Source organism: Isoalcanivorax indicus (assembly GCF_003259185.1).
Classification (GTDB): Bacteria; Pseudomonadota; Gammaproteobacteria; order Pseudomonadales; family Alcanivoracaceae; genus Isoalcanivorax; species Isoalcanivorax indicus.
Genome location: NZ_QGMP01000001.1, coordinates 1,547,073 through 1,562,561 on the forward strand (window position 1 = coordinate 1,547,073; position 15,489 = coordinate 1,562,561).

Consider the following 15,489-nt stretch of genomic DNA (forward strand, 5'->3'; position numbering starts at 1 on the left):
CACAGTTGCGGTGGACTTGAGCGCTCAGGCCTCAAACTTCAGGCCAGAATCAGACCAGAGTCAGGCCAGAAGAATCAGACCAGAAGAGGACTGAGCGTTAGAGGATGTGGTCGAGGCCTGCCAGAGAGGCTGGCTGCCATTCTCCTGCCATATCTTCAATTTAACATAATATAGATTATACGAAATTAAAGAGATGCCCGGAGTAGGCAGCCCGAGCCCCTCACCCAAGGTTCTTTCAGATCACCCAAGGCTCTTTCAGATGCCTCACCCTTGACGGTACCGCCGTTGATGGCGACCTCCAGGCCATGGGCTTATCCAGGAACAGCTCCAGAAACAGCATGAGATATTTAATGCAATCCATTGATTTATCAGGTTGGATCATCCACCTGTCTGCGCAGGCGTGCGTCCTGGATGGCGCGGTCAGCGGCGCTGGGGCCTTCCCCGCGACGGGTGTCGCTCTGGGAGCGGCTGGCCAGCCAGGTCGCGGCTGGCTCCCACACGGCCTTGACCGCCTTGCTGCCCAGGATCACGCCCATATGACCACCGGGTACGATATGAAACTCGCGATCGCGGCTGGAGACCAGTTCCACGCTCTGGCGGGCAATACCCGGGGGCACCAGGATGTCGGTGTCGCCCGCGAAGACGAGGAAATTGGCCTCGATCGTGGTCAGGTCTGCTACCGTGCCGCGAAATTCCACCCGCCCTGCGGCCATCTGGTTGTCGATGGCGAACTTCACCAGCATGTCCTGGATCACGCCGCCGGGGTATTCGAGCATGTTGTTCAGGTAATCCGCTGTGGTCGAATAGTTCTCAACGAATTCGCGGTCCCAGAGTCGGGTCAACAGGTCCCAGTAGGTGGTCACGCTGCCGATGGGATCGGTCAGTTTGAAGCTGAGTGTGGTTAGCCAGCCGGGCGCATGCAGCCTGCCCGGATGCAGCGAGTGCAGCCGCCAGGAGCTGAACTTGCGGATCAGTCGGGCCGGGGTATTCAGGGCGGTGGCGGCGCGCGCCACCAGGCCACCACCGCGCAGGTCAATGGGGCTGGCCACCGTAATCAGGTTCTGGATATGCCGGTCCTGGTTCAGGCCGGTATGCAGCAGCGACAGCAAGCCGCCCATGCACCAGCCCATGATGGAAACGTCCTCCATGGCACAGTGGCGACGGACTTCCTCCAGGGCGGTACCGAACATGGTTTCGGCGTAGTCCTTCATGCTCAGTGTGGCGTGTCGGCGCTGGGGCTTGCCCCAGTCGATCAGGTAAACATGAAAGCCTTGCGCGGCCATGTAACGCACCAGGCTGCGATGGGGCATCAGGTCGAAGACCTCGGTGGTCACCCCCAGCGGCGGCACCAGCACCAGGGGAACCGGGTAGCGTTCGTGGCGAACCGGCAAGCGCTCTCCCCCACTCATCTCCAGTGAGTCTGTGGCGGGCGGCGGGTAATAGCGCACCGACATCAGATCGCCCTGATAGACAATCTCGTGGGGCGTCAGGCCGGATTTCACCAGCGATTCACGCATCAGCATCCAGTCCACGGCGTTATCGGCCATGGCCAGCAGGCGTTCATTCAGAAACAGGCCCCGGTCCAGGGCACCTTTCAGCAGGCGGTTCATGCGGTCCTCGAATGTCTCGCTCTGACAGCGACGTGATGCGGGTCGGCAGTCTACAATCAGTCCGGGTACGACCTATGGCCGTGGCGCCCCGGGGGCGTGTTGCACGGTCATGCCATGAATAGACATCCATCAAATAAACCATGACCAGGGAATGTTATGACATCCTTCATCAAGTATCTGTCAGGGCTTGTAATCGCCCTGCTGCTGGTGGTCGCCGTGTTCATTGGCCTGAGCTGGGCGCCTGACCGCCCCGCTGCCGAGCTGGCCGAACGCTGGGCGCCTGCACCTTCCGAATTCATGACCCTTGCCGGCATGCCGGTGCACTACCGTGACCAGGGGCCGCGTGATGCCGCCCAGACAGTGCTGCTGCTGCACGGCACGTCGGCCAGCCTGCACACCTGGGAAGGCTGGGTGGCGTCGCTGGAAGACGAGTACCGGGTCGTATCGCTGGATCTGCCCGGCTTCGGTCTCACCGGGCCGTTTGTCGAGCATGATGACTACAGTATTGATGCCTACACCACCTTTATGGGCCAGGCGCTGGACGCTTTCGGGATTGACCAGGCGGTGATCGCGGGCAATTCCTTCGGGGGTGAAGTGGCCTGGGAAACCGCCCTGGCCATGCCGGAACGCGTCACCGGGCTGATTCTGGTGGATGCCGCCGGGTACCCGATGCAGGCGCAGTCCATGCCGCTCGGGTTCCGCATTGCACAGATGCCGGCCCTCAGTGGTGTGATGAACCGCGTATTGCCGCGCAGCGTGATCGAATCCAGCGTGCGCAATGTCTATGGCGACCCGGCCCAGGTGACCGACGAGCTGGTGGATCGCTATTACGATCTGACCCTGCGCGAGGGCAACCGGGCGGCGCTGTCCCAGCGCTTTGCCAAGGTGGCGTGGCGGGATGAGAGCGGTGAGCGGCTGGCGACATTGCAGCAGCCGACGCTGGTGATCTGGGGCGGTCAGGATCGTCTGATTCCGCCGGAGAACGGTGAACGCTTTGCCCGCGATATGCCGAATGCGGAGCTGGTCATGTTTGATGAGCTGGGCCACGTGCCGCAGGAAGAAGATCCGCAGGCCACGGTGGCGGTGGCGCGGGTGTTCCTGGCACAGCTTGGCGATGTCCGTGGCAGCACCGACGACGCCGACGATAACGGCTGATCGGCTCAACAGGGCACGATCAGCAGGTCCCCCGCCACCCGGTGCAGAATCTTCTCCTGGGTGGTGGTGCGCCACAGGCTTGCCAGACCGGTGTGGTGTGCACTGCGCCCCATGACCAGCAGGCCGTCCGGGTGGGCGCGCATATGCCATTCCAGAGCGTCCGCCGGGGTGCCCTCCAGAATCTCGTGGCCGATGGTCAGCCCATTGTCCAGGCTCAACGTCTCGGTCAGCGCCGCCAGATGGCGCTGATGTATATCCCGCGCCTCCCGGCGCGGGTCTTCCGTGTGTGTCATTTCGCTCATCAGTTCGCCCAACTCCTGGGTCAGCCAGTCCAGTTGCGGCACCACCGTCAGGACGCACAGGGGTAATCCGATGGACCGTGCCAGCCCTGCTGCATGGTGGGCGATGGCAGCGCCCTGCAGGTTCTCGCCGCCGGAACTGCCCGTGTCGATGGCGGCATGCACAGTGGTCGGGCTGTCACGGCCGGTATCCACCAGCCAGGCGGGAATCTGCTCATTGAGGCGCAAGAATCGTCGCAGGTCACCGGGAGGCGTGGCCCCGGCGTGGCTGCGCAGCAGCATGACCAGATCAGCGTCCTGCTGGGCGGCGGCCTCCAGAATCATCGGTGTGGCGTCATCTTCAAGCCAGAGCACATCATAGCTGACATCCATGCCATCGCCGCGTAACCGGGAGGCCTGCATGTCCAGTTGCTCCCGTGCCCTGCCCAGCGCCCGGTGGCGTACCTGGTGGCGCAGCTCCGGTGTCAGGAATCGGTAGTCCATGCCGGACAGCGGGCTGCGCACAGGACGCAGCAGTCGCAGACTGCCGCAGTGCTCACCCAGGGCAGACAGCCGCGCCAGCATGGCGCCGTCTTCCACGTCGTGGCCACTCATCACGGCCAGAATCCGCTGGTACATAAGCAGGCCTCCCTGTTGCTCGCGGCTTGATGCGGATCAATAAATCCGTCGTTATCGCGCTTGACCCCAGCATAACAGCCCCCGCTCCCCATGCCAGCTTGACGCAGATCAAGATTGCCGCCGGACGGCCCGCGAGAATGGCGCTGCTAATGCCTGTCTGGGGAAAACGTCATGCAATACCACTACCGGGTGGTCCGGCAATTTGCGGTCATGACCATCGTCTGGGGCCTGGTGGGCATGTTTGTCGGCGTCTGGATTGCCGCGCAAATGGCCTGGCCTGTGCTCAACTTCGATCTGCCATGGACCAGTTTCGGTCGATTGCGCCCACTGCACACCAATGCGGTCATCTTCGCGTTCGGTGGTTCGGCGCTGATCGGCTCGTCCTACTATGTCGTGCAACGTACCTGTGAAACACCGCTGGCGTTCCCACGCCTGGCCGCCTTTACCTTCTGGGGCTGGACGGCCGTCATCCTGATGGCGGCGGTCAGCCTGCCGCTGGGGGCCACCACGGCCAAGGAATACGCCGAGCTGGAATGGCCCATCAACATCCTGATTGCGGTGGTCTGGATCAGCTACGCAGTGGTGTTCTTTGCCACGATCGCCCGGCGTCGTACCTCGCATATCTATGTGGCCAACTGGTTCTACGGCGCTTTCATCCTCACCATCGCCCTGCTCCACGTGGTCAATAATCTGGCGATTCCGGTGTCGATGTGGAAATCCTATTCGGTGTTTTCCGGCACCGTGGATGCCATGGTCCAGTGGTGGTACGGCCACAATGCGGTGGGCTTTTTCCTGACCGCCGGTTTCCTGGCGATGATGTACTACTTCATCCCGGTACAGGCGCAGCGCCCGATCTATTCCTATCGCCTGTCCATCGTTCACTTCTGGGCGCTGATTGCGATCTACATGTGGGCCGGGCCGCACCATCTGCATTACAGCTCCCTGCCCGACTGGACCCAGTCACTGGGCATGGTGTTCTCCATCGTGCTGCTGGCGCCCAGCTGGGGCGGCATGATCAATGGTGTCATGACGCTCTCGGGGGCCTGGGACAAGCTGCGCACTGATCCGATCATCCGTTTCATGATTGTCGCGCTGGCGTTCTACGGCATGGCCACCTTTGAGGGGCCGATGATGTCGATCAAGACGGTCAACGCCCTGTCGCACAACACCGACTGGACCGTGGGTCATGTGCATGCCGGTGCCCTGGGCTGGGTGGCCATGATCACCATGGGTTGCATGTACGTGCTCATCCCGCGCGTCTTCAACCGCCGCGCCATGTACTCCACCGGCTGGATCTTCGCGCACTTCTGGCTCTCTACCGTGGGCACGGTGCTGTATATCGCTTCCATGTGGATTTCCGGGCTGATGCAGGGGCTGATGTGGCGTGCGGTGAATACCGACGGCACCCTCGCCTACTCCTTTATCCAGGAGATGGAATACCGCTTCCCCTACTACGTGGTACGTCTGATCGGCGGCATCATTTTCTTCCTCGGCATGGTGCTGATGGCCTGGAACGTCTGGAAGACGCTGCGTGAAACCCGTAACGACGACGGCGACGACAACCTGCTGGTGGCCACTGACGACGCCGATGCTGTTGCTGTACCTGTTGAGGGAGGACGCTGATCATGGCTGGCTCAGCCCACGAAAAAGTCGAGAAGAACGTCGGTCTGCTGATCGCGCTGGTGCTGGTTGCCGTCAGTTTCGGTGGCCTGGCGGAAATCGTGCCACTGCTCAAGGACGATGGCACCACGCAGCCGGTCAAGGGCCTGCAACCCTATACCGCACTGGAGCTGGAAGGCCGCGATGTCTACATCCGCGAGGGCTGCCATGTCTGCCATACGCAGATGGTGCGACCGCTGCGCGCGGAAACCGAGCGCTACGGCCCCTACTCCGTGGCCGGCGAGGATGTCTGGGAGCATCCGTTCCTGTGGGGTTCCAAACGCACCGGGCCGGACCTGGCCCGGGTCGGCGGACGCTACTCGGATGAATGGCATCGCGACCACCTTTATGCACCACGGGATCTGGTACCGGAATCGAATATGCCGGCCTATCCCTGGCTGCGATACCGGCAGGTCAACTGGCGGCATACCGAGCGCAAGTTGAACGCGATGCGTCTGCTGGGGGTGCCCTACTCCGACGAGGACATCGCCGAGCAGCTGCAACGTATCGCTCGCGATTGGGCGGACAAGACAGAGGAAGATGCGCTGGTGGCCTACCTGCAACAACTGGGGACCGTGAGAACCGGAAGGAGTGCGCCATGAACCTGATTGATTACCACATCGGTCTGACGGTGCTGTTCGTGGTGGCGTTCTTCACCATGGTGGCCTGGGTGTTCTGGCCGTCGCGCCGTGACCGTTACAAGGATATCGCCCGCCAGGTGATCGAGGATGATGAAGGGGGTGCGCCATGAGCCAGTTCTGGAGCATCTATATCATCGTACTGGTGGTGCTGAATCTGGTCGGCTGTGCGGTGCTGCTGTTCTGGAACAGTCGCATGAGCGCAGAAGAAGCGCAGCGCGAAACGACCGGGCACAGTTTCGATGGTATCGAGGAGCTGAACAAACCCTTGCCGCGCTGGTGGCTGTGGCTGTTCGTTCTCACCCTGCTGTTTTCGGCCGCCTACCTGGCGCTGTACCCGGGGCTGGGGAACTACGCCGGCATGCTCGGCTGGACCTCCACCGGCCAGTGGCAGAAGGAAGTCGATTTTGTCGAGCGCCAGACGGCGCCGCTGTTTGCCGAATATGCCAAGGTGCCGGTGGAAGAACTGGTGGCCTATGACGAGGTGCTCGAGGTCGGCGCACGGCTGTACATGCAGAATTGCGCCATGTGCCACGGTGCCGATGCCCGGGGTGGGCGCGGCTATCCCAACCTGACGGATCGCGCCTGGCAATGGGGCGGCTCCCCGGAGGCGATTCGCATCAGTATCAGCGAGGGCCGACGCGCCAACATGATGGCGTTTGGCCCGATGCTGGGCGGCGAAGACGGCATTCTCGACATGGCCTGGTATGTCGCCGCGCTGAGCCGCGAGGAACTGGCCGAGCGTGACGACGTCGCCGAGCGCATAGCCCGCGCCGCACCGCGCTTTGCCATGTGCACCGCCTGCCACGGTGCTGACGCTACCGGCAATCCGCAGTTTGGTGCCCCGGACCTGACCGACGGCAACTGGCTGTATGGCGGGCGCATCGAAGATATTGCGCAAACCCTGCGCGAAGGTCGCTTTGGCCACATGCCGGGTCATGCCGGCCTGTTGTCGCCAGAGCGGATTCATGTGCTCACCGCCTATGTCTACAGTCTTTCGCTACAGGATGACGATCACTGATGTCCGGCAACCCGGCGCGTATCCCGCTCTACCAGAAGCGCGAGGCGATTCACCCTCGCGCTGTTTCCGGCCGTTTCCAGCGGCTTCGGGATATCACCGTGTGGCTGACCATGGGGGCATATATTCTGCTGCCATGGGTGTCCTGGGACGGCCGTCAGGCGGTGCTGTTTGACCTGCCCGCCCGACAGTTCCATGTCTTCGGCATCACCTTCTGGCCACAGGATTTCATCCTGCTGTCGTGGCTGCTGATCCTGCTTGCCTTCATGCTGTTTGTGGCCACCGTGTTTGCTGGCCGGGTGTATTGCGGCTACGTCTGCCCGCAGACCACCTGGACGCGATTCTTTACCTGGATAGAACACTTCACCGAAGGCGATCGCCATGCACGCCAGCGGCTCGACAAGGCACCGTGGTCGCGCCGAAAGCTGCTGCGCCGTGGCAGCAAGCATCTGCTCTGGTGGGCCCTGGCCTCGCTCACGGGGATCACCTTTGTCGGCTACTTCACTCCCATCGACAGCCTGGTATGGCGCGCCTTCGTCTGGGATCTGGGCCAGTGGGAAATCATCTGGATTGCATTCTTTACCGCGATCACCTACCTCAACGCGGGCTGGCTGCGCGAGCAGGTGTGCATCTACATGTGCCCCTATGCCCGCTTCCAGAGCGCCATGTTCGACCGCAATACGCTGATCGTTTCCTACGACGAAGCGCGTGGCGAACCGCGCGAGCGCGGTAAACGTCGTCGTGACGAGCAGGCCGGGGACTGTATTGATTGTGATCTGTGCGTGCAGGTGTGCCCCACCGGCATCGATATTCGCAACGGCCTGCAATACGAGTGTATTACCTGCGCCGCCTGTATTGATGCCTGCGATAACGTCATGGACCAGATCCACAAGCCACGCGGACTGATCCGTTACACCACGGAAAATGCCCTGGAAGGACAGCCTGTACAACTGCTCCGTCCTCGCTTGCTCGGTTACACGGCCCTGCTGGCCGTCATGGCGCTGTTGCTGGCCTGGTCACTGGCCACGCGCGTGCCTCTGGGCATTGATGTGATTCGTGATCGCGGTCAGCTCTATCGCACCGCCAGTGACGGTTTCATCGAAAACAGTTACCAGTTACGTGTCATGAACCGCAGCCAGCAGGCACGCACAGTGCTGATCGGTCTGCAGGCGCCTGAGGGCCTGCAATGGCGCCACGGCGAGCAGCAACTGGTACTGGAACCCGGCGCCAGCCGCATTCTGCCGGTGACGCTGGGTTATGACCCTTATCAGCACCGGGTCAACACCGGTGCCATTCGCTTCACTCTGGAGGACGACGACCATGCGCGATATCACCGCGCGCGGGAATCCCGCTTTATCGCCCCGCGTGACTGACACCCGTTCCTGGTATCGGCACGCCTTTGTCTGGCTGGTCCTGGCCATCCTCGCCTGGTCGGTTGTCGCCGGCCTGACGCTGGTCTACGTCGCCTTTTCCAACGCGGATGACGTGGTCAGTGATACCTGGTACCGGGATGGCCGTGGGATCAACCGCGATATGGCCGCCGAACGCATGGCCGAGGCGCTGGGTATCCGTGTCCTGCTCAGCGGTGGCGCGGCGCAAACACAGCTGCAACTGCACAGCGATGCAGCGCTGGCACTGCCCGCCTCGCTGGAGCTGGCCTTGCGTCACCCGACCATGGCGTCGCGGGATGTGGCGCTCACCTTCCGGCTTACGCAGCAGGGCACCTATGTGGCCGACGCGCCATTGCCTGCCGGGCGTTACAACCTGACCCTGACCCCGGATGCCGGTCACTGGCGCCTGTCGCGGCAGACGGTGGTACCCGTGGACGCCGGGCTGTCCCTGGATGCCACAGATGGCAGCCCGCAATGAACAGCGCGGCGCCCTTGTGCTGGCATTGCAGTACACCCGCGACAGGTCGTATCACGCTGGCGCGCACGCCAGAAGGTGACAAACCGGCCTGCTGCCCGGGGTGCGCGGCGGCCATTGAGGGCATTCATGCCCTGGGTCTGGGGGACTATTATCGTTTCCGCACCGACGCCAGCCCGGTGCCGGATCGTGAACAATCGGATGACGCCGTGCTGGCGCCCTTTTCGGTGCCCGAACTGGTGGCGGGCTATCTGCAACCCACCGCCTCGGGCGACACGCGGCTGACGCTGCGCATTGAAGGGCTGCACTGTGCCGCCTGTGTCTGGCTGATTGAAAACGGACTCAAGCAACTGCCCGGGATCACCGAGGTTCGTCTGAATCTGGCCAGCGCCCGGCTTCATGTCAGCCATGATCCGACCCAGGTGACCCCGCGGCAGATTGCCCAGCGTCTGCAACAACTGGGTTATCGGCCTGCCCTGCCGAGCCGGGATGGCCGTGCGACAGTAGCCCGCGAGGCGCACCGCGCCCTGTTGCGTCGTCTTCTGGTGGCGGGCCTGTGCAGCATGCAGGCGATGATGTATTCCACTGCGCTGTATATCGGCACCTTCGACGAGGTCGAGCAGGTCTATGCCGCGCTGTTCCGGTTAACCAGCTTTATTGTCGCCACCCCGGCCATCTTCTACAGCGGCTGGCCGTTCTTCAGCGGCGCCTGGCAGGCGCTGCGTGCCCGCACCCTGACCATGGATGTGCCGGTGGCCCTGGCCCTGGGACTCGCCTGGAGTGGCTCGGTGGTCGCGCTGGTCAGTGGCGTCGGTCACATCTATTTCGAATCCCTGGCGATGTTCGTGTTCTTCCTGCTGATCAGTCGCTGGCTTGAGCAACGCCAGCGGTTACGCGTGGCTGAGGCCCACAGCCAGTTGGCCGACAGCCTGCCCGCATTGGCCCTGCGTCGCACCGACGACGGTTGGCAGCCGGTGGCCACCCATCTGCTCGCCGCTGGCGACCGCCTGCGCGTGCAACAGGGGGAGTGGGTGCCGGTGGACGGTACCGTCTGCGCGGGCGAGGCCCTGGTTGAGGAAGCCGTGCTCACCGGCGAAGCGGTGCCGGTGCGCCGCACCAGCGGTGCGCCGTTGCTGGCGGGTACCCGTGTGCTGGAAGGGCAACTGGAGATGCTGGCCAATGGCCCGGCGCGGGAAAGCCGGGTCGCGCGACTGGGCGCCCTGCTTGACGCCAGCGAGGCGGAGGAATCGCGGCTGCATCTTTATGCGCGCGCCGTGGTGCCCTGGTTTATTGCCGGCACACTGGTACTGGCCAGCTTTACCCTCTGGTGGCACCGTGATGCCGGCCTGGCCCAGGGGCTGCAATATGCGCTGGCCGTGCTGGTGGTCACCTGCCCCTGTGCCCTGGCGCTGGCCGCCCCGCTCGCCGTCAGCGCGGCGCGCGCTCGCGCGCTGGCCGCCGGGGTACTGATCGCGCGGCCACTGCAGCTGCTGGCCCTGCCGGACGTCGACCGTGCCCTGTTTGACAAGACCGGCACCCTGACAGAGGGCCGTTTCCAGGTACAGACCATCGCGCATCTGGATAAACGCTGGCCAGCACAGACCCTGAAGCAGGTGGCGGCGTCCCTGGAGCAGTCGGCGGTCCACCCTCTGGCGCGGGCCCTGAGTACGCTGGCTGACCCGCTTCCGGTCAGCAACTTCCGTCAGCAGCGGGAGGGCGTGGCGGGAACCGTCATGGAGACATCATGGGTTATCCAGGCCGCGCCAGGTGAGGCGGCGTCGGGGCCGGGTGTGACCTCCGTGGCGCTCTACCTCCAGGGTCACAACAGTCAACCGGTGATGCGTTTCGATCTGGCGGACCGTCTGCGCGACGAGGCCCCGGCCGCAGTGGCGGCCCTGCGCCGCCTCGGCATGACCCCCCTGCTCGCCTCGGGGGATCAGGCCGCCGCAGTGACCTCGGTGGCGCAGGCCGTGGGCATCGATGCGCCCCGCGCGGCACAACAGCCCGAGGACAAGCTGAACTGGATACAGCAACTGCAGGCTCGCGGTCATCGCGTGCTGATGACCGGCGACGGGGTCAACGACACCCGCGCCCTGGCAGCGGCCGATTGCTCAGTGGCCATGGCGGACAGCAGCGCGCTGGCACGGGATGCCGCCGGTATGTACCTGCTGCGCCCCGATCTGCGCCTGATCCCCTGGCTGCACCACCTCGGACGCGCGACCCGCCGCACGCTGCGCATCAACATCGCCTGGGCGCTGGGATACAACGCCCTGGCCATCCCCTTTGCCGTCGTCGGATTGATCCCGCCCTGGCTGGCTGCTATTGGCATGTCGGCCAGTTCCCTGCTGGTGTCCTGGAATGCCGGTCGTCTGATGCGCTGGCAGGCCCCCGATAGCGAGGCGTCCCCATGGAAATCGTGATCCTGCTTATTCCGCTGGCACTGGTGGTACTGGGGCTGGCCATCGCGGCCTTCTTCTGGGCCGTGCGCCGTGACCAGTTTGATGACCTGGATGCGCCGGCCTGGCGGATCCTGTTCGATGACGACCAGCACAGAACGCCTGACAAGACCCGGCCGGAAGATTCCCATGAGTGACAGCATGCTGTTCGCCAGCATTATCCTGATGGCCTTTGCCGGCAGCGCTCACTGTGTAGCCATGTGCGGCGGCATGGCCATGGCGACCACGTTTTCCGTGCCCGAGCACCAACGCAGCGGGCCTGCCCTGTGGCACTGGCAACTGCTGTTCGGCAGTGGCCGGGTGCTGACCTACACCCTGCTCGGCGCCCTGATGGGACTGCTGGGTGCCGCCTTGAGTCTGCCCCCTGCCCTGCACGGTGTGCCGCTGTTGATCTCCGCCATCATCATGATCCTGCTCGCGCTTTATCTGCTCGGGCGCAGCGCCGGCTTGCGCTGGGTCGAGGGGCTGGGGCGACACCTCTGGCGACGGGTTCAGCCGGCCCTGAAACACCTGATGCCCGTCAACACACCACTGCGCGCCCTGCTGCTCGGCATGGCCTGGGGGCTGTTGCCCTGCGGTCTGGTGTATGCCGCCCTGGCCCTCAGCCTGGGCGCCGCCTCGCCACTCACCGGCGCCGCATTGATGCTCGCGTTTGGCCTGATTACCGTGCCGCCGGTCGCGGCCGCCGGGGTCATTGGCGGCAGCCTGGCCGCCCTGCGTGGGCCACGCGGGCGCCACGTAGCGGCCGCCCTCGCGGTATTAATGGCCGCCCTGCTGACCTGGCAGGCCATAAGCGGTCATGACCATGCCGGTCACGCGGATGCGGCGCCGCATCATGACCACACGCATCACCATTGATACACGTCAACATGCCCGGGCATCCGGCCTGCGATCATCGCTTCATCTAAAGCGCCCCCCTTACACCCCGGAGGCTTCATGACCGAGTGGAACACTGACCTGATTCGCCGCTACGACGGAAAGGGCCCGCGTTATACCTCCTATCCGCCGGCGCTGGCGTTCCATGAGGAAATCACCGCCCAGGACTACGAACAGGCGGTGGCCGAGGGAAATGCCGCCCGGCGGCCCCTGTCGCTGTATGCCCACATCCCCTTCTGCCAGTCGGTCTGCTACTACTGCGCCTGCAATCGCATTGTCACGGCCAACCGGCAGCGTGGCGCTGACTACCTCGAGGATCTGCTCGCTGAAATGGCACTGCGCGCCCGTGACATCGACGGCCAGCGGCCGGTGACACAGATGCACTGGGGCGGCGGCACACCGACCTTCCTGGACGACGCCCAGTTAACCAAGCTGATGTACCGCACCGCGCGGCATTTCCGCCTGCTGGAGGATGATCGGGGGGACTATGGCATCGAACTGGACCCGCGTACGGTGGATCGCGCCCGTATTTCCCTGCTACGCGGCCTCGGCTTCAATCGTGCCAGCCTGGGCGTGCAGGATCTCGACCCTCGCGTGCAGCGCGCGGTCAATCGCGTGCAACCCGTTGAACTGATCGCCCGCACCCTGGATGCCCTGCGTGAATTCGAGTTCTGTTCCGTGAGCGTGGATCTGATCTACGGCCTGCCCTGGCAATCGGAGGCCAGCCTGGCGCGCACTGTCGAACAGCTGGTGGCCCTCAATCCGGATCGTGTGTCCCTGTACAACTACGCCCACCTGCCCGCCCGCTTCAAGGTACAGCGGCAGATCGAAGAGGCTGCCCTGCCTGCGCCATCGGAAAAGCTGCGCATGCTGGCCCGCGCCGGCACCCTGTTCGAGCAGGCGGGCTACCAGTTGATCGGCATGGACCACTTTGCCCGTCCCCACGACGCCATGGCCCGTGCCCAGGCACAGGGTCAGCTTCACCGCAATTTCCAGGGCTATTCGCTGCATGGCGATGCTGACCTGATCGGTATGGGCGTTTCGGCCATCAGTCAGATCGGCCGGCTCTATGCCCAGAACCAGAAGCAGATCGACCCCTGGCGGGAGGCAGTGGAAGATGGCCTGCTGCCCCTGGAGCGCGGCTTCGTGCTGGGGCGTGAGGATGAAATTCGCCGTGATGTCATCATGACATTGCTGTGCGACATGCAGCTTGATCTGGCGCGTATCAGCCAGCGCTGGAGCATTGATGCAGAAGACTGTTTTGCTGATGAAATTGCCGCCCTGGCGCCAATGATCCAGGACGGCCTGCTGTGGCGCGATGGCGATGTGCTGCGGCTGTCCGATCAGGGCCGACTCCTGGCCCGCGCGGTCGCCATGGTCTTTGACCAGTACAGCGGCCACGGCCCGACACAAAGCCGCTTCAGCCGTATTATCTGAACTGCCGGACGGTTCCGGCGCGTGAATTTCCCTGGAAGGAGGCGTAAAGTGACGGTCAGACTGGTTCATAGCCAACACCAGACGGCCAGCCCCGATGCTGGAATCGTCGTCACACGAAAAGGGTCGAGCACCATGTCAGGTCGCGTTTCCTGCAACGACTGTTCATTGAGCCCCATCTGCCTGCCGTTGGCAGTGCGGCCGGACGAACTCGAGCAACTGGACAACATCATTCGTCGCGGTCGCGCGATGAAACGCGGCGAGCATCTGTATCGCGCGGCCGACCCCTTCGATGCGGTTTACGCCGTGCGCAGCGGCGCCCTGAAAACCTATTCCGTGTCCGAGGAAGGCGAGGAGCAAGTCACCGGCTTCTACCTGCCCGGGGAGATCGTCGGCATGGACGGCATCAGCACCGCCCACCACGTCTCATCGGCCAAGGCCCTGGACACGGCCACCGTGTGCGAAATTCCGTTCGAGCGTTTCGAGTATCTGTCCTCAAGGATTCCGACGTTGCAGCATCATTTTTTCAGTCTGATGAGCCGCGAAATCCAGGCGGACCGGGAACTGCATCTGCTGGTCAGCAAGAAATCTGCGGACGATCGCATTGCGGCCCTGCTGCTCTCCATCTCGGCGCGGCACAAACGTCGCGGGCTGTCGGGCAGCGCCTTCCGTCTGCCGATGTCCCGTTACGACATCGCCAATTACCTCGGTCTGGCGGTCGAAACCGTCAGCCGCATCTTTACCCGCTTCCAGCAACAGGGTCTGTTGCGTGTTGAAGGTCGCGAAGTCGAAATCCTCGATCGGGGTGCCCTGTGCGGCACAGCCCCCCAGGAAATTCTGGAGAAACAGGGATGACCAAACCGGTTTTCGTATTGCTCGATGATCAGCTCAAAGCCAGTCAACCCGCCCTCGACAAAGGTCTGCGCATCGCCTTCGGGCTCGACGCCCCGCTGATCGTTTGCGTCAACAGCTACTCCCCGGCTCTGGTGCGGCGCATCGGCGATGACGAGAACCGCCTGGCCGGCGCCCGTTACGCCGTAAGCCATGCCTGGGAGGCCCGGGTGGAAGCCCTGCTGGCCGAACAGGATCTTGATGAAGCGGAACGCGAACGCATCAGTACCCGCATTCTCTGGGACGACGATCAATACGATGCCTTGCGTGAAGCGATTCTGGACGCCGACCCGCAACTGCTGGTGGTGCATTCCGATGGCCGCGATCGCGGCCTTCGCGGTTTGTGGCTGACGCCCCGCCACTGGCACCTGATTCGCAAGGCGCCCTGCTCTGTGTTGTGTGTGGACGAAAATGCCTGGCCGGACGACATGCCGGTGCTGGCCGCGGTGGACCCGGAACACGACAGCGGCGAACTGACCGGACTGAATGCCACCATCGTGCGTGCCGCCCGCGACATGAGCGACGCCCTCGACAGCGACCTGCGTCTCAGCTACGTGGTCGAGCACCCGGACGAAACCCTGATCCTGATCGCTGGCGAAGCCATCCCCAGCTATATCGGCAATACCGATACCTTGCGTGACTATTATGCGCAGCGGCTCACTGAGCTGTGCGAGCGAGCCGGTCTGGACGCCGACGCCCAGGTCCTGCTTGAAGGACGCCCGGCAGAGGCCCTGGCCGACTTCCAGCAACGCAACGGTCCGCTTCTTCTGGTGGTGGGCACCGTTCACCGCGGCCCCGTACGTCGCCTGCTGCTCGGCAGCACCGCCGAAAAGATCGCCGGCAATGCCCGTGGCGACCTGCTGGTGGTCAAGGATGATGATTTTGAAACGCCGTGGAATATTCCTGATTTCGAAGACGACGACGATGAGGATTGAGTCGGGCTGTTGTTTTTTGGGGACGTCGTAGCCC

The 15,489-nt window shown here is 63.6% G+C and carries 15 protein-coding genes; 13 read left to right on the forward strand and 2 right to left on the reverse strand.

Going from position 1 to position 15,489, the window contains the following annotated elements; translation table 11 throughout:
• Positions 1–368: 368 nt before the first annotated feature.
• The gene (locus DKW65_RS07035) at positions 369–1,610 is read right to left on the reverse strand and encodes an alpha/beta fold hydrolase (RefSeq protein WP_111656580.1); all 1,242 of its coding nucleotides are present in this window, start codon (positions 1,608–1,610) and stop codon (positions 369–371) included.
• 156 nt (positions 1,611–1,766) lie between these two features.
• On the opposite strand from DKW65_RS07035, the gene DKW65_RS07040 reads away from it, so the two are divergent.
• A complete protein-coding gene (locus DKW65_RS07040; protein ID WP_111656581.1) occupies positions 1,767–2,765 on the forward strand; it encodes an alpha/beta fold hydrolase in 999 nt (332 codons plus the stop codon).
• Between the two features lie 5 nt (positions 2,766–2,770).
• On the opposite strand, the gene DKW65_RS07045 is transcribed toward DKW65_RS07040, so the two are convergent.
• Positions 2,771–3,682, reverse strand: coding sequence for a universal stress protein (locus tag DKW65_RS07045; RefSeq protein ID WP_111656582.1), 912 nt, complete (start codon positions 3,680–3,682; stop codon positions 2,771–2,773).
• Positions 3,683–3,853: 171 nt separating this feature from the next.
• Here DKW65_RS07045 and ccoN point away from each other — a divergent pair, with 171 nt between their 5' ends.
• From ccoN to DKW65_RS07105, 12 genes are all read left to right on the forward strand, one after another.
• A complete protein-coding gene (gene ccoN, locus DKW65_RS07050) occupies positions 3,854–5,305 on the forward strand; it encodes a cytochrome-c oxidase, cbb3-type subunit I (protein ID WP_111656583.1) in 1,452 nt (483 codons plus the stop codon).
• A 2-nt stretch (positions 5,306–5,307) separates the two neighbouring features.
• Positions 5,308–5,943, forward strand: a complete 636-nt coding sequence (gene ccoO, locus DKW65_RS07055; protein WP_111656584.1) for a cytochrome-c oxidase, cbb3-type subunit II — start codon at positions 5,308–5,310, stop codon at positions 5,941–5,943.
• The gene (locus DKW65_RS07060) at positions 5,940–6,092 is read left to right on the forward strand and encodes a cbb3-type cytochrome oxidase subunit 3 (protein WP_111656585.1); all 153 of its coding nucleotides are present in this window, start codon (positions 5,940–5,942) and stop codon (positions 6,090–6,092) included. Before ccoO ends, DKW65_RS07060 begins: the two co-directional genes overlap by 4 nt.
• The gene (ccoP, locus tag DKW65_RS07065; RefSeq protein ID WP_111656586.1) at positions 6,089–7,000 is read left to right on the forward strand and encodes a cytochrome-c oxidase, cbb3-type subunit III; all 912 of its coding nucleotides are present in this window, start codon (positions 6,089–6,091) and stop codon (positions 6,998–7,000) included. The genes DKW65_RS07060 and ccoP overlap by 4 nt, the downstream gene beginning before the upstream one ends.
• On the forward strand, positions 7,000–8,370 hold the full coding sequence (gene ccoG / locus DKW65_RS07070) for a cytochrome c oxidase accessory protein CcoG (RefSeq protein WP_111656587.1): 1,371 nt from the start codon (positions 7,000–7,002) through the stop codon (positions 8,368–8,370). The genes ccoP and ccoG overlap by 1 nt, the downstream gene beginning before the upstream one ends.
• Positions 8,318–8,866, forward strand: a complete 549-nt coding sequence (locus DKW65_RS07075) for a FixH family protein (protein ID WP_162925755.1) — start codon at positions 8,318–8,320, stop codon at positions 8,864–8,866. The genes ccoG and DKW65_RS07075 overlap by 53 nt, the downstream gene beginning before the upstream one ends.
• A complete protein-coding gene (locus DKW65_RS07080; RefSeq protein ID WP_111656589.1) occupies positions 8,863–11,283 on the forward strand; it encodes a heavy metal translocating P-type ATPase in 2,421 nt (806 codons plus the stop codon). The genes DKW65_RS07075 and DKW65_RS07080 overlap by 4 nt, the downstream gene beginning before the upstream one ends.
• Positions 11,271–11,456, forward strand: coding sequence for a cbb3-type cytochrome oxidase assembly protein CcoS (gene ccoS, locus DKW65_RS07085; protein ID WP_111656590.1), 186 nt, complete (start codon positions 11,271–11,273; stop codon positions 11,454–11,456). The genes DKW65_RS07080 and ccoS overlap by 13 nt, the downstream gene beginning before the upstream one ends.
• Complete coding sequence (locus DKW65_RS07090; protein WP_111656591.1) at positions 11,449–12,177, forward strand: sulfite exporter TauE/SafE family protein; 729 nt, start codon at positions 11,449–11,451, stop codon at positions 12,175–12,177. The genes ccoS and DKW65_RS07090 overlap by 8 nt, the downstream gene beginning before the upstream one ends.
• 78 nt (positions 12,178–12,255) lie before the next feature.
• Positions 12,256–13,632 carry an oxygen-independent coproporphyrinogen III oxidase gene (hemN, locus tag DKW65_RS07095; RefSeq protein WP_111656592.1) on the forward strand — a complete coding sequence of 459 codons (1,377 nt, stop codon included), beginning with the start codon at positions 12,256–12,258 and terminating at the stop codon, positions 13,630–13,632.
• A gap of 132 nt (positions 13,633–13,764) precedes the next feature.
• Positions 13,765–14,484, forward strand: a complete 720-nt coding sequence (fnr, locus tag DKW65_RS07100) for a fumarate/nitrate reduction transcriptional regulator Fnr (protein WP_111656593.1) — start codon at positions 13,765–13,767, stop codon at positions 14,482–14,484.
• On the forward strand, positions 14,481–15,455 hold the full coding sequence (locus DKW65_RS07105; RefSeq protein WP_111656594.1) for a universal stress protein: 975 nt from the start codon (positions 14,481–14,483) through the stop codon (positions 15,453–15,455). The genes fnr and DKW65_RS07105 overlap by 4 nt, the downstream gene beginning before the upstream one ends.
• Positions 15,456–15,489: the final 34 nt, after the last annotated feature.

What these genes read in the sequence shown, in the direction of transcription:
- hemN (WP_111656592.1), top strand. Translation starts at nt 12,256, where the DNA reads ATGACCGAGTGGAACACTGACCTGATTCGCCGCTACGACGGAAAGGGC.
- DKW65_RS07080 (WP_111656589.1), top strand. Translation starts at nt 8,863, where the DNA reads ATGAACAGCGCGGCGCCCTTGTGCTGGCATTGCAGTACACCCGCGACA.
- DKW65_RS07105 (WP_111656594.1), top strand. Translation starts at nt 14,481, where the DNA reads ATGACCAAACCGGTTTTCGTATTGCTCGATGATCAGCTCAAAGCCAGT.
- DKW65_RS07040 (WP_111656581.1), top strand. Translation starts at nt 1,767, where the DNA reads ATGACATCCTTCATCAAGTATCTGTCAGGGCTTGTAATCGCCCTGCTG.
- DKW65_RS07090 (WP_111656591.1), top strand. Translation starts at nt 11,449, where the DNA reads ATGAGTGACAGCATGCTGTTCGCCAGCATTATCCTGATGGCCTTTGCC.
- ccoP (WP_111656586.1), top strand. Translation starts at nt 6,089, where the DNA reads ATGAGCCAGTTCTGGAGCATCTATATCATCGTACTGGTGGTGCTGAAT.
- ccoG (WP_111656587.1), top strand. Translation starts at nt 7,000, where the DNA reads ATGTCCGGCAACCCGGCGCGTATCCCGCTCTACCAGAAGCGCGAGGCG.
- fnr (WP_111656593.1), top strand. Translation starts at nt 13,765, where the DNA reads ATGTCAGGTCGCGTTTCCTGCAACGACTGTTCATTGAGCCCCATCTGC.
- DKW65_RS07075 (WP_162925755.1), top strand. Translation starts at nt 8,318, where the DNA reads ATGCGCGATATCACCGCGCGCGGGAATCCCGCTTTATCGCCCCGCGTG.
- DKW65_RS07035 (WP_111656580.1), bottom strand. Translation starts at nt 1,610, where the DNA reads ATGAACCGCCTGCTGAAAGGTGCCCTGGACCGGGGCCTGTTTCTGAAT.
- ccoO (WP_111656584.1), top strand. Translation starts at nt 5,308, where the DNA reads ATGGCTGGCTCAGCCCACGAAAAAGTCGAGAAGAACGTCGGTCTGCTG.
- ccoN (WP_111656583.1), top strand. Translation starts at nt 3,854, where the DNA reads ATGCAATACCACTACCGGGTGGTCCGGCAATTTGCGGTCATGACCATC.
- DKW65_RS07060 (WP_111656585.1), top strand. Translation starts at nt 5,940, where the DNA reads ATGAACCTGATTGATTACCACATCGGTCTGACGGTGCTGTTCGTGGTG.
- ccoS (WP_111656590.1), top strand. Translation starts at nt 11,271, where the DNA reads ATGGAAATCGTGATCCTGCTTATTCCGCTGGCACTGGTGGTACTGGGG.
- DKW65_RS07045 (WP_111656582.1), bottom strand. Translation starts at nt 3,682, where the DNA reads ATGTACCAGCGGATTCTGGCCGTGATGAGTGGCCACGACGTGGAAGAC.